Origin of the sequence: Streptomyces purpurascens, assembly GCF_045040895.1 — a bacterium.
GTDB classification, from domain to species: domain Bacteria; phylum Actinomycetota; class Actinomycetes; order Streptomycetales; family Streptomycetaceae; genus Streptomyces; species Streptomyces purpurascens.
In genome coordinates this window covers 8,945,054-8,959,102 of record NZ_CP108341.1, presented here as the reverse complement: position 1 = coordinate 8,959,102, position 14,049 = coordinate 8,945,054, and the positions used below count along the sequence as shown (strand labels likewise).

The window sequence follows — 14,049 nt, the reverse complement described above, 5'->3', positions numbered from 1 at the left end:
TCAGCCACCGAATTCCATGAGCTTCTTCCGCAGCCGCGGCCCGGATTCCGCCAGCTTGTCGGGGTCGAGCATGCGCAGGTGCGGTGCGGCGGTCGCGATCGTGTCCGTCTCGCCCTCGAAGAGGCTCTCCCAGTACCGCCCGTCGAGGACCGAGGTGCGGTCCGCGGCCAGGAAGTGCGTGAGACCGCAGGACACCCGGGGCGGCGGCCCGGCGAGGTCGACGTCGGCGGCGTCGAACATCACCACGTGCTCGATCTGGTGGCCGCGTTCCTGGAGTTCGGCCGCGACGCCGGGTGCCAGCGCCGCGCCGATGGACCAGCCGACCAGCACGATCGGTCCCAGCACGTCGATGTCCTCCACCGCCGAGACGAACTCGTCCAGTACGGCGGCCGGATCGGCGGATCGCCCGTCCGCCTCGAGGACCGGCGACAGGACACCGTGGACGGGCATGTGCTTCGGGAGATACGGCAACAGCTGGACGAAGCTCCACGCCGTGCCGCTGACCGGCGGGAGGCAGATCACCGTCGGCTCGCCGCCCGCGGCCCGCAGCGGGACGGAAGGCTCCGGAACGAACTCCGGGCGCCCGAGCCGCTCGGCGAAGGTCCGCGGGGTCGGGAAGCGGAAGACCTCGGCCGTCTCCAGGGTGACGCCGAACATGTCCTGGAAGCGCAGCACCATCTGCACCGCGAGCAGCGAATGCCCGCCCAGCTCGAAGAAGTTGGAGTCGCGTCCGATGTCGTCGCGCCCCAGCAGGTCCCGGAACACGCCACGGATCAGCTGCTCGTGGGGCGAGCCGCCGTCCTGGTCGGCCACCGGCGCCGGCTGGGTGGTGTCGGCCAGGCCGCGGCGGTCGAGCTTGCCGGCGGCCGACATCGGCAGCGCGTCCAGCCTGACGTAGAGGGACGGGATCATGTACGGGGGCAGCGTCCGGGAGAGCCGCTCGCGCAGTTCGGCCGCCTCGGGCAGGGCGTCGCCCTCGGGGATGATGCCGGCGATCAGCCGGTCGGCGGTCTCCGGGTCGACGCCGACCACCGCGTCGGCGACGCCGGGGCACTCCGCAAGCCGCTTCTCGATCTCCTCCAGCTCGACCCGGAAGCCGCGTACCTTGACCTGGGTGTCGAGCCGCCCCAGGAAGCGCAGCCGCCCCTGGGCGTCCCAGCGCCCCGCGTCCCCGGTGCGATAGCGGCGGTACCCGTCGGCCGCGATCCGGTCGAGCGGGAAGCGGCTGGCGGTGAGCTCCGGCTGCCCGACATAGCCTTGGGCGACCTGAGGGCCGGCCAGGAAGATCTCGCCGGGTACGTTGACCGGGCAGGGACGGTAGGACGCGTCCAGGACGTAGGCACGGTTGAGGCCGAAGGGGGCGCCGACGCAGGAGGTCGTCTCGACCGGAGCGGCGTGGGCCTTCCCGCCCCCGTCGGAGCTCTGGACGGTGCAGTAGACCGTGGCCTCGGTCGGTCCGTAGAAATTCCAGTACGCGAGCCCGCGCCCGTCCAGATAGGCGGCGAACTCGCCGGGCAGCGGTTCACCGCCGAGCATCAGCTTGGTACCGGCCGCTACCTCGACTCCCGCCTCGCGCAGGGACTTCCACACAGTGGGAGTGCCGCCGACGTACGTCACCGGTGGATTCGTCGCCAGTGCCCGCCCGACCGCCGCCGGGTCGGTGGCTCCCTCCGGGAGCAGGTGGACCGACGCGCCGGCCAGCAGCGGAACCAGGTACTCCAGCAGGGAGATGTCGAACGACGTGGTGGTCAGGCTCAGCGAGACGTCGTCGGAGGTGAACCCGAGGAGGTCGACCGCTGCCGCGCAGAAGGCGGAGAGCGCGGTGCGGGCGACGGCCACGCCCTTCGGATCACCTGTGGAACCCGAGGTGTACATGATGTACGCGGTCATCTCGGCCTCGGCCTCCGGGCGGGCGGCCCGCTCGGCGGTACGCCCCCGCAGGCCGGCCGGGCTCACCGTGCGGACCCCCTCCATCGCATCCGTGTCCTCGTCGGTCACCACCAGCCGGGCGTTCGCGTTGTCGAGGATGAAGGCGATCCGCTGGGCGGGGTGTGCGGCGTCGAGCGGGAGGAAGACCGCACCCAGCTTCCACACGCCGAGCACGGTGGCCAGGAAGTCGAGGTCGCGCGGCAGACGGACCGCGACCACATCGCCGCGGCCGATGCCCTCGGCGGCCAGTGCGTCGGCGAACGTGTCGGCCTCCCGGTCCAGTTGGCGGAAGGTCAGGGTGTCGTCCGCGGATCGTGCCGCAAGCCGGTCGGGCGAGGCCCGCACTGCCCGACCGAACCGGGTGAGGACGTCCGGCACGGGCCGGGACGCGGCTTCGACGCTGCCCAGCCCGGAGAACTCGCCCACCCGGTTCTTCTCCTCCTCGGAGGCGAGGTCGAGATCCGCCACCCGCACCGACGGTGTACCGGCGGCCTGCAGCAGGACCTGGCCGATGTGGGAGACCAGGGTGCGCAGGGTGCTCTCGTCGAAGCGGGCCGTGTCGTACTGGAGCCGCAGGCGCAGGCCGCCGGCCTCGGGCACGAAGGTGGTCGTCAGGTCGTACCGCGCCCCGCTCAGCTCGACCCAGATGTGCTCGGTGGGCTCAAGACCGGCCAGCTCGAAGGGCAGGTCGGGCAGGTTGGCGACGGACAGCGAGACCTGGAAGACCGGCGAGACGTTGTCCTGCCGCTGCACCGACAGGCCCTGGAGGACCTGGTCGAACGGGAGTTCCTGGTGCTGTATCGCCTTCAGGCTGGAGCTGCGGGTGGACTTGAGCAGGTCCAAGAAGGAGGCCTCGTCGTCGACCTGGACCCGGACCGAGATGAGGTTCAGGAAGAGTCCGACGGTGGACTCGAACTCCGTCCGGGTCCTTCCGGCGACCGGCGTGCCCAGCACGACGTCCCGCTGGTCGGAGTACCTGGTGAGCACCACGGACAGCGCCGCCGCGAGCACCATGTACAGGGTGCAGCGTGCCGTGGAGGCGAGCTGCCGGGCCGCGTCGTGGATCTCGTCGGGCAGCATGATGTTGATCATGGAGCCGGTCATGTCGCGGCGTTCGGGACGCGGGCGGTCCCAGGGCAGCTCGATCTCGGCGGGGGCTCCCTCCAGGTAGCCGCGCCAGAACTCGGTCTCCTCCCGGATCCGGTCCTCGTCGAGGTGCTCCCGCTGCCATGCGGCGAACTCGGGGTACTGGACCGTCACTTCCCGGGGCTTCTGGTCCGTGGCGCCGACTTCGCGGTTGTAGAAGAGGGCGATCTCCTCGATGACGTTGGTCAGGGACCAGCCGTCCAGCGCGATGTGGTGCCCGATCACGACCAGCGCGTGCAGCGTGGGGCTCCAGCGCAGCAGGTAGGTGCGCATCGGCGACTCGGACGCCAGGTCGAAGGGCCGTCCGGCGGCTTCCCGTACGAAGGCCTCGATGTCCGGCCGCAGGGCGTCGGTGGACAGATCCGCGGCGGACATCTCCACCACTTCCAGCGGCTGTCCGGCCTGCGGATCGACCCACTGCATGGGCTCCTGACCGCCGGTCGCGGGGGTGATCCTGGTGCGCAGGGCGTCGTGCCGCTCGACGACCGTCCGGACGGCGGTGCCGAGCGCGTCGACGACGAGCGCACCGCGCAGAATCCTGACATCGGGGTTGATGTAGGCGACGTTCCCGGGCGCGACCTGCTCGACGAACCAGATGCGCTGCTGGCCGAAGGACAGCGGCGTCTCGATGCGGGACATGGCGGAGCTCCAGAGGTCAGGGCCGGTGGGCGTGGTGGGGGCGACCGATGCCCCGGGGTGCGTCGCGGCCGGCGAGATCGAGCCGGATCGCGTCGAGCACCTCCGCCGTCCGGTCGTGCGGGAAGAAGTGACCGCTGTCGAAGTCCCGGGTCGTCACCGACTCGGCGGCGCCCGTCCAGCGGGCGAGCGACTCGGGCGGGGCGAGCGGGTCGGTGCGGCCCGCGTACACGGCGGTGGGGGTGGTGAGACGACGGCCGTCCCATGCGAAGCCGCGCAGCGACGCGAGGTCGCCCAGGAGCATCGCGACGGCCAGTTCACGCATGCCGCGGTCTTCGAGCACGGCCGCCGGTGTGCCGCCCGCCCCGCGGAGGAAGTCCACCGCCTCCGCCTCGGTTCCGTTCGGCACGGGCATCGGTCGGTGCAGCTGGGGCGGGTTGGTGGCGCAGACGACGAGCAGCGCCGGGACCGCGTGGGGATGGTGCCGCTCCAGGTGCAGGACCGCCTCCGCGGCGATGAGTCCGCCGAGGCTGTGGCCCACCAGGACGAAGGGCTCACCGAGTTCGGCCAGGGACTGGGCCAGTCTGTGGGCCCGGTCCCGGACACTCGGAGCCGGGGAGCCCGCGGCGGGCGTCACCGTGCGGGTGCCGAACACCTCGAGCCCCCGGGTCCGGGCCGGTGTCGTCCAGCCGCGGAAGGCGTGCGCGGTCCCGCCCGCGTGCGGCACGACCACGAGCGGGAGTCCGGACGGTGGCTCCTGCTGCCGGCGGCCGGGGTCGAGTGGGAAGAGAACGGAGTTCATGCCGGGAACGCCTCCTGCTGTGGCTCGGAGCCGCCCTGCCGACCGAGCTCGCGCAGCCTCGACCGGTCGATCTTGCCGCTGGCGGTCATCGGAAAGCGGTCGAGGACGGTGAACCGGGTCGGGACCATGGCGGGCGTGAGACGGTCCAGCGCGTGACGGCGCAGCTCCGCCCGGCCTGGCGGGTCGGCGGGGTCGACGACGAGACAGGCGACCAGCCGGTCCCCGCCGGGTCCCTCGGTCTTCACGACCGCGCTCGCCCGCACTTTCGGGTGCTGGTCGAGCACGTGCTCGACCTCCCCCGCCTCGATGCGCACCCCGTGGATCTTGATCTGCTGGTCCATCCGTCCGTGGTAGTCGAGGACCGCGCGGCCGTCGGCGGACGACACCGCGGTGGACCACCGGACGAGGTCGCCCGTGCGGTACATCCGTGCGCCCGGCCCGGTCGCGAAGGGGTCGGGAACGAACCGCTCGCGGGTGAGATCCGGAGCACCGGCGTACCCCGAGGCGAGGCAGGCCCCGGCCAGATGGAGTTCGCCGACCGCTCCGAAGGGCGCGGGTTCACCGTTCGGCGTGAGCACGTAGGCGCTGACGTTGTCGATCGGCCCACCGATCGGCACGGCGGGGCCCGGCTCGGGTGTGCGGCAGTCCCAGGCTGTCACGTCGACCGCGGCCTCGGTGGGTCCGTAGAGGTTGTGGACACCGGCCCCCAGCATCGAGGCCGCCCGGTTCGCCAGCGCGGGCGGGAGCACCTCACCGCTACAGACCACCCGGCGCAGCCGGGTGCACTCCCCGGCCCGCGGCTCCCGCAGGAACTGCTCCAGGACGCAGGGCACGAAGTGGGCGACCGTGACCTCCTCCCGGATGAGGGTCTCGGCCATCTCCTCCGGGTCGAGGTGCGCGAGCGGCGGGGCCATCGCGAGGCGGGCCCCGACGAGCAGCGGCCAGAAGAACTCCCACACGGACACGTCGAAGTCGAACGGGGTCTTCTGGAGGACGATGTCCGATCCGTCGAGGCGGAGGTGGTCCTGCATCCACAGCAGGCGGTTGACGATGGCGCCGTGCGGAACGACGACGCCCTTGGGGCGCCCGGTCGAGCCGGAGGTGAACAGGACGTACGCCGGGTCGTCCGAGCGGGCCCGGAGCTCACCTGCCGCTCGGGGGACCGGCCCGGCGGAGGGCGGCCCTGACAGCCGTACGCCGGACAGGGTCAGCGAGGTCACGTCCGGCGCGGCCTGCCGCACCTTTCCCGCGGCTTCTTCGGCGCATACGACGATCCGCGCCCCGGCCGTTTCGATCATGGTCCGGAGCCGGGCGGGCGGTGCCTCGGGGCTGAGCGGCAGATACGCCCCGCCGGCCAGCAGGATGCCCAGCAGTACTCCGGGGAGTTCCACGGAGCGCCAGGTGCTCACTCCGATCACGTCGCCCCGACGGACGCCCTCGGCCCGGAGCCGGTCCGCGAACGCGCGTGCCTGGACGAGGAGTTCCGTGTAGGTCAGCGACTCGTCCCCGGCGGTGACGGCCACCCGTGAGGGGTGGAGCTCGGCCGTCCGCACGATCAGATCGTGCAGCGAGGACGGCGGGCGGGCCACCCGCGCTCCCCCGAGGGACAGGAGCATCCGGCGCTCCTCCGCGCCGGCGACCACCAGATGGTCGAGACCGGCCTCGGGAGTGGCAACGAGCCGCTCCAGCAGGGTCCTTGTCCGCTCGGGCGCCCATCGGGTGAAGGTCCCACCGCACCCGTGAACGACTGTCGGCAGCCCGTCCTTCCCGCTGTCCGGCAGTTCGAGTCGGCAGGGCCGGTGGTCTGCCGCGCCCTCGCGGCAGCTGTCACAGTGCACGTCGAGCCGGACCGTGCCCCGTCGGCACCGCTCGCCGATCGCCTCGGCGAGCCGGGTCACCGCCTGGTGTCCGCCGTCCGCCAGGGGCACGCTCGTCCCCTCGCCGGAGGTGTCCGATCCGACCTCGACAGTGACGTGCCCGGTGTGGCAGACCCGCGCCGCCACGACGGCGGCCGCCAGGGCGGCCGAGGCCCGGTCGGGGGCCTCCACCGTGACGCGCTGTGCTTCGATCACTTCGTGCTGCGTCACGGTCGACTCGCTTCCCCCTGCGTCCCGTTGGTCATCTCGTCGATCAGGTCGGCCATGGCGCGGGGCGTCAGGTCGACGCCGAGCAGATTCCTCGCCGGGATCTCCAGGCCGCAGCTCCGCGAGAGCCGGACGGCCAGCCGGACCAGGGTGAAGGAATCCCCGCCGAGCATGTACAGGTCGGCATCGGGCTCGATGTCCCTGAGGCCGAGCGTCTCCTCCCAGGCGCGGAGCACCAGGGACAGCGTCCCGGCCTCCGCCTCCGCCTCGGTCGACGCGAGGCTGCCGTTCCCGCTCTGCCGGGCGGCCGGGGCGGGCGCCCCGGGGCGGGGTGCGTCGATCCAGTGCAGCCTCCGGTCGAACGGGTAGGTGGGCAGGGGCACCCGGCAGTAGCCGTCGGCCCCGTTGGCCCGTTCCAGGTCGACCCGGGCCCCCGCCGACCACAGCCGGCCGAGCTGGGTGAGGAAGGACACCAGGCCTGTGGCGGGCAGCATCGGCAGCACGTCGTACAGGCCGTCGTCCCGGACGTGCGGGCGGAACAGGTCGCTCAGCGACCGGCCGGGCCCGATCTCGACGACCAGTGCGCCCTTCACCATGTCGGTGAGCGTGCGGGCGGCGTCCGGGAAGCGCACGGGTCGCGGCGGCCCGGCGGCCCAGAAGCCGGGGTCGCGGCCCTTCCGCTGATCCACTGCCCGGCCGGTGCACGCGGAGACGACGGGCAGGGCCGGCGGCTTGAGGGCGAGACTCTCGGCACCCTCCGGGACGGGCTTCGCCAGCAGGTCGGCGCCCGCGACCGCCGGGAACTCGCCGGCGAGACAGGCCGCGGTGTACTCCCCGATGCCGTGGCCCAGTACGGCGGCGGGTGCGACGCCGAGGAAGGCCAGGAGGTCGGCCATGGCCAACTGAGTGATGTACAAGCCGACTTGGTCCAGTTCGGCGGAGGGCGCCGCCCGGTCGGTCTCGTCCAGCAGGACGGCGCGGATCCTCGTTCCGTCCTCCTCGCCCAGGTGGGCGAGGACCTGCTCCACCCGATCGCGCACCACGGCGTAACGGGGGTACAGACCCGCCAGTACGCCGCGCACGCCGGCCTCCTGGCCGCCGAAGGCCCACACGATCGGGGGTGTCTTCCTCGGTGCCCGGCGGGGCGCGTCCTGGAGGGACTCGCGGGCCAGGCCGTCCGGGGTGAGCACCGCGCCGAGGCGTACGGGGAAGCGGCGCCGGCCGGAGGTGAAGGTGCGGGCGGCATCGCCGACCCGGCCGGGACGGGCGGCCACGTGGGCCGCCAGGGCGTCCCGATAGCGCAGCACTCCCTCCTCTCCCCTCGCCGAGAGCGGGATCAGCGCCGCCGCCAGGTCCTCCTCGGGCCCGGGCCGGGAGGGCCGGTACTCCTCGACCACGACATGGCTGTTGGTTCCGCCCATGCCGTACGAGCTGACCCCGGCCCGTCTCGGCACGCCCGGCTCCGTGGCCCACGGCCGGGCGGCAGGGTCCAGCACGAAGCCGTCCGGCAGGTCGTCCGCGGCGGCATCGTCACCGGCGCCCACCAGGGGCGGGAGGACGCCGTGGCGCAGGGCCAGCACCGTCTTGATCAGGCCGATCACCCCGGCGGCCGCGCCCGGATTCCCGATGTTGGCCTTGACCGAGCCGAGCGGGAGCGGTTCGTCCTCCCCGTCGCGGGTGAACACCTCGGCGAGTGCGGCGAGTTCGATGTCGTCGCCGACCTCGGTGCCGGTGCCGTGTCCCTCCAGGTATCCGACCGTCGCGGGGTCGACTCCGGCGTCCCGGTAGGCCGTGCGCAACACATCTACCTGGCCCGCGAATCCCGGAGCGGTGTATCCGGCCTTGTCGCCGCCGTCGTTGTTCACCGCCGAGCCGCGGATCACGGCCAGGACGGTGTCGTTGTCGGCGAGCGCGTCTCCGAGCCGCCGCAGGGCGACCAGGCCGAGACCGTTGCCCGGTACGGAGCCGTCCCGGCCGGTCTGGAACGGGCGGCAGCGGCCTCTGTGGGAGAGCACGCTGCCCGAGGTGACCGAGTAGCCCTCGTCCTGCGGCAGTTCGACACTCACCCCGCCGGCCAGCACGAGGTCGGCATCCCGGCCGCGCAGCGCCCGGACGCCCTGGTGCACGGCGACCAGAGAGGTCGAGCAGGCGGTCTGCACGGTCATCGCCGGGCCGGTCAGGCCGAGCCGATAGGCGATCTTGGCGGCGAGGTGGTCCCGGTCGTTCGCCAGGACGAGGGGCAGCAGCCCCTCCGCCTGCTCGATCGAGGGATCGGTGAGGATGTGGCGCAGCAGGTAGTAGTTCAGGCCCGCGCCGGCGAAGACGCCGACCCGACTGCCGGCGCGGCCGTCGCGCCCGCCGCCGGTGCCGTGCCCGGCCCGCTCCAGAAGCACCCACGCGGCCTCCAGCAGCAGCCGGTGCTGAGGGTCGGTCAGTTCGGCCTCCCGCGGGGGCATGCCGAAGGCTTCGGCATCGAACTGCCCGATGTCCGCGAGGACTCCGCGCCGGGCGACCCGGTCGGACCGGCTGCCGACGGCCGGGGCGGTCGTCGCCCCTTCCGCCACCGGCTCGGCGTCGGACAGGGCGGTCACCGCCTCCCGGCCCTCGGCCACCATGTGCCAGAAGGCGTCGAGATCGTCGCCCGCGCCCGGGGTACGGGCGTACACGCCGATGACGGCGATCGGTTCCGTCTCCGTCTCCGCTTCACGCACCGCGCATGCCCTCCCTGATGCGGGCCGCCAACTTGTTGACCGTCGGGGCCCGGTAGATGTCGACCGAGGTGATCCGGACTCCCGGGAATCGCTTGCGCAGCGCGTTGCGCATCTCGGTCAGTTGCATGGAGTCGCCGCCCGCGTCGAAGAACGCCTCGTCGTAGTGGAAGTCGTCGCCGCCGAGAAGGTGCCGCCAGACATCGGCGACCTGCTCCACGACGGCGTCCTCGGACGGCGCCGGGGAGGGCGGGGCGGGTTCCGCCGGGGCCTCGCCCGGCACGGGTGCGGCCGGTGCCGTGGGGGCGGCCGGTGCGGGGCTCTCGGCCAGGAAGTGCTCGGTCGTCAGCGCCCGGGCCGCCAGCGCGTCGGTGTCCACCTTGCCGTTGCGGCTCAGGGGCAGGGACGGCACGAGGCACCACAGGCCGGGCAGCGCGTACGACGGGAAGGTGTCCGTCAGCGAGGGCACGAGCCGCCGCAGGGCGGACCGCTCCGGGCCGACGACCGAGGCGAGGACGGCCCGGTCGGTGCGGTCGTCGCCGACGGCGCTCACGTCCGCGTCGACGACACCCGGCCAGGATCTGATGTGCGACTCGATCGCGGCGAGCTCGACCCGATGGCCGCGGACCTTGATCTGCCGGTCGCGGCGGCCCCGGAACAGCAGCTCTCCGGCCTCGTTCCAGCGGACGATGTCCCCGGTGGCGTAGGCGCGTTCGCCGGCGAGCCAGGGCACGGTGACGAAGGCCGAAGCGGTGCGCTCGGCGTCCCCGGCATAGCCGTGGGCCAGGCCCAGGCCGGTGGCGTACAGCTCGCCGTCGACCCCGGGCGGGACCGGACGGCCCGTCTCGTCGAGCACGAGAACTCCGGTGCCTTCGATGGGCCGGCCGATCGGAACGGCGTCGCCGACCTCGTCCGCCGAGGTCACATGGTGGACGGTGGTGAACGTCGTGTTCTCCGTCGGGCCGTACCCGTTGGTGACCCACAGTCCGGGCGAGGCCTCCAGGACGGCCCGGACATGGTCCGGTGAGACCACGTCCCCGCCGGTCAGCAGCTGGCGCAGCGAGCCGAGCGAGGCGGCGTCGTACTGGGCCACCAGACGGAAGATCCCCGAGGTCAGCCAGGCGTGGGTGATCTCCTCGTCCCGCAGGAAGGCGCGGATCGCCCGGGGCGAGGCGGGGCCCGGTGGCAGGATCGCGATCCGGTCCCCGTTGAGAAGCGGGTGGAAGAGCTCCAGGGTCGAGGCGTCGAAGGCCAGGGGTGCCATGCGCAGCATCGAGCGTCGGCGACCGGGGTCCTCGTCGTCCGCCGGGCGCAGCAGGCCGGTGTCCGCGGCCAGGCGGATCACCGCGCGGTCAGGTATCTCGACTCCCTTGGGCGTACCCGTGGTCCCGGAGGTGAACGAGATGTAGGCCGGGCTGTCCCCGGCGCGCGGGTGCGGTTCCGCGAGCGCCCCGGTCTCCTCGTACGGAGCCGGGTCGGGGGACCACGGTGCCACCAGCCGCATGTGCCGCGGCCAGTCCCGGCAGTGGTCGGCGGAGGCCACGGCCACCGTGGCCCCGGTGACGCGGAGCACCTCGTCGCGCCAGGTGCCGGCCAGCTGCTGCGGCACGGGGACGTAGCAGGCCCCCGTCCGCAGGACCGCCAGTACGGCGACGACCTCCGCGGCCGAGCGGTCGACCTGGATGATCACCCGGTCCCCGGCTCGGACACCCGCGTCGTGCAGGACGGACGCGTAACGCGTGGCGGCCTGTTCGAGCCGGCGGTAGGTCAGCGTGTGGCCGTCGGCGGGATCGGTGACGGCGACGGCATCGGGACTCCTCCCGGCGGTCGACACGAAGCGCTCCCACAGGCCTTCGGGCCCGTCCGCCGTGTCGGGGGTGGAATGCGCCGGCGTGGCGATCCGGGCTCGTTCGACGGCCGACAGTCCGGTGAGCCCGCTGAGCGGTGCGTCCGGGGTCCGCTCGAACTCGAGCAGTGTCGCGAGCAGCGCGCCGGCCAGCGCGGTGGCGGTCTGCGGTCCGACCCGGGAGTGCGAGTACTCCAGGGCGAGGGCCGGTTCGCTTCCCCAGCGCCGGTGGTAGAGGATCGCGTCGAACACCGCGCCACGGCAGTGCCCTTCGACCACCTCGGCCGGTGTTCCGGCGAGGTCGAGGGTGGCCGGGACGAGTTCGTCGTGCGCGGCGAACGCGAACGGGGTCAGCGCGTTGGAGCCGCGGACCGGGCGCGCGTCGAGGTGGCGCACGATGTCCTCGTACGGGGCCTCCGAGTCCCGTATCGCGGCGTCGTAGTCGGCGGCCGCCCGGGCGAGGTACCCGTCCACCGTGAGCTCCGGCTCCAGCCGGAGCCGGACCGGTGCCACCCGGGTCAGCAGACCGACCGCGTCGAACTGGTCCGCGCGGAAACGCCCGCTCGTGGGCATCCCGAGGACGAGGTCGTCGACGCCTGCCCGGCGCCCCAGCACCAGGGCCCAGGCCGCCAGCAGGACGACCGGGCGGCGTACACCGGCCCGCCGCGCCACGGCCTCGACGGCGTCCCGCACATCGGGCGGCAGTACGAAGGGCAGACGGCTGCCGTCCGGGTCGAACGGCCCGTCCTCTCCCCCGGCCGCCCAAGGGAGCCGGAGGTCGCTCGGCGCTCCGGCCAGCCGTTCGGCGACCCTGCCGAGGTCTTCGGCGAGTCGGCCCGATTCCGCCCTGGCCTGGTACCGGGACAGCGAGGAGTCCGGTACAGGGGGGTTCGGGTCCTCGATCCGGCCCTTGCCGTAGCACTCCGAGAACTCGCGCAGCAGGACGCCGATGCTCCATCCGTCGACGATCGCGTGGTGGAACACCAGGGTGAGGACGTCACCGACACCGGCGGAGCGGCCGATGAACGCGCACCAGGGCGGTTGTTCGAAGGGCCGCAGGAACCTTCCGGCGGCCGGGCCGACCAGCGCCTCCATCCGCTCGGCGAGGCTGTCGACGCCCGGCGGGAGCTCCACCTCGCGCAGCGGGACCCGCCACTGCGGAAGGACCCGCCGGGCGAACACGTCGCCGTCGGCGACGAACCGTGTCCGCAGGGACTCGTGCCGTGCGGCCAACGCCCGCAGCGCGGCGGTGACCCGCGCGGTGTCGAGGTCCTGGGCCACCACGGAGAACATCAGCCGGTACGTCGCGTCGCGTCCCGCCAGATGAGCCGTCAGCATCTGCGACTGACCGGGCAGCAACGGCCGGTCACCGGGGGGTGGCACCGAGACGGGCCGGTCGGCCACCGGCCGCGCGTCGGCGAGTACGTCGCCCAGCCGGGCGCCGCTCAGCAGCAGCTTCAGGTCCAGTGCCCGGCCGAGCCGCCGCTCGCCGAGCGCCACCAGGTGGTACGCCTGGAGCGAGGAGCCGCCCAGCTCGCCGAAGGTGGCGTCGGCCCAGGTGCCGGGAGGACGTGTGGCATGGCGCAGCGCCTCGTCGAGCAGCGGCTCCCAGGCCTCGGTCGTCGGCGCGGGACGCGATGCGTCGGTGCTCACTGGGTGTTGTCCCCCTCGCTGTCGGACACCGGCACCTTCTCGGCGTCGGGTTCGGGCCTTCGGGTCGCCGCCTCGATCGCCCGATCGGACAGGTAGGCCCGGATCGGGATGATGGTCAGCAGGGTCAGGGCGGTGGACACGGCGAAGAGGACCTGGGCGTCGACGGCGAGCGCGACGGTGCCGCCGATCGCCGAACCGACCGGTGTCATCCCATAGGTCAGCATCCGCGAGGCACCGCTGACGCGGCCCAGGTCCGCCCGGCTGACGGTGAGTTGCCGTACGGACATCGACTCGACCGACCACATGCCGCCGAGCGCGCTGCCGACCGTCATGACGGCTGTCAGCGGGAATCCCTCGGCGAACAGCGGGCCCGCGAAGACCAGCGCCCAGCCCACCCGGGTGAGGGTGAGGGTCGTGCTCCGGCCCAGCCACCGCTCCACCCGGTGGGTCATCAGGGCGCCGACGGCCGCGCCCACCCCGATGGCGCCGACGAGAAAGCCGTACTGCGAGGCGGACAGTCCGAGGGGGCCCGGCGAGATCGCGTACACCACGAGGAGGGTGAAGAAGATGCTGTTGGCGATCGTCGTCAGACCGCCCACGGCGACGATGGTCGCGAGGATCGGCTGCGAGAAGACGATCCTCGCCCCGTCCCAGAAACCGGTGGAGCCTTCGCCCGAGTCCGACCGCACTCCGGCTTCGGTGCGCGGCAGCTGGGCGGCGACCAGCGCGGCGGCCAGGCACGCCGCGCCGGACAGCACGCTGGGCAGCACATGGTCGACGTCGACCAGCACGCCCGCCAGGGCGGGTCCCAGGAACTGGTAGAAGAGCCGGGTCGACACGGCCAGCAGTCCGTTCGCCCGGGTGCGGCGCGCGTCGTCGACCGCGTTCGCCGTCACGACCTCGGCCGCGGTGTCGACCACGGTCTGGAGGCAGGAGACCACGAAGACCAGCACCGGGACGGTGACCGCGAGCGCCACGTCGGCCCAGATCAGCCCCGCGAGGCCGAACATGGCCACGCAGCGTCCGAGGTTGGCGAGGGTGACCGCGCGGACCGCCCCGATCCGGTCCACCAGGACACCGGCCGGCACCGCGACGATCAGCCAGGGGAGAGTCGCCGCGACCGTGACCGCGGCCACCGCCATCGCCGAGTGCGACGCCGCGGCCGCCGTGATCGTCGCCGCCACGGCGAAGACGCCGTTGGCGGTGTCCGAGACGGCGGTGGCGGTCAGGAACCTTCTGAACATG

Annotated in this window: 6 protein-coding genes; all 6 read right to left on the bottom strand. The window is 73.2% G+C overall.

Features of this window, described 5'->3' with window-relative positions; all coding sequences use genetic code 11:
• The 6 genes from OHU35_RS40590 to OHU35_RS40565 are packed head-to-tail and all read right to left on the bottom strand — an operon-like array spanning nucleotide 1 to nucleotide 14,048.
• The gene (locus OHU35_RS40590) at nucleotides 1-3,714 is read right to left on the bottom strand and encodes a non-ribosomal peptide synthetase (RefSeq protein WP_189727425.1); all 3,714 of its coding nucleotides are present in this window, start codon (nucleotides 3,712-3,714) and stop codon (nucleotides 1-3) included.
• 16 nt (nucleotides 3,715-3,730) lie between these two features.
• On the bottom strand, nucleotides 3,731-4,513 hold the full coding sequence (locus OHU35_RS40585) for a thioesterase II family protein (protein ID WP_189727426.1): 783 nt from the start codon (nucleotides 4,511-4,513) through the stop codon (nucleotides 3,731-3,733).
• On the bottom strand, nucleotides 4,510-6,600 hold the full coding sequence (locus OHU35_RS40580) for an amino acid adenylation domain-containing protein (RefSeq protein WP_189727427.1): 2,091 nt from the start codon (nucleotides 6,598-6,600) through the stop codon (nucleotides 4,510-4,512). Before OHU35_RS40580 ends, OHU35_RS40585 begins: the two co-directional genes overlap by 4 nt.
• Entirely contained in the window at nucleotides 6,597-9,308 is a 2,712-nt protein-coding gene (locus tag OHU35_RS40575; protein ID WP_189727428.1) for a type I polyketide synthase, read from the bottom strand. The genes OHU35_RS40580 and OHU35_RS40575 overlap by 4 nt, the downstream gene beginning before the upstream one ends.
• A complete protein-coding gene (locus OHU35_RS40570) occupies nucleotides 9,301-12,804 on the bottom strand; it encodes a non-ribosomal peptide synthetase (protein WP_189727429.1) in 3,504 nt (1,167 codons plus the stop codon). The genes OHU35_RS40575 and OHU35_RS40570 overlap by 8 nt, the downstream gene beginning before the upstream one ends.
• Nucleotides 12,801-14,048 (bottom strand): MFS transporter, encoded by a 1,248-nt coding sequence (locus OHU35_RS40565; RefSeq protein ID WP_189727430.1) that lies wholly within the window; start codon nucleotides 14,046-14,048, stop codon nucleotides 12,801-12,803. Before OHU35_RS40565 ends, OHU35_RS40570 begins: the two co-directional genes overlap by 4 nt.
• Nucleotide 14,049 lies beyond the last annotated feature (1 nt).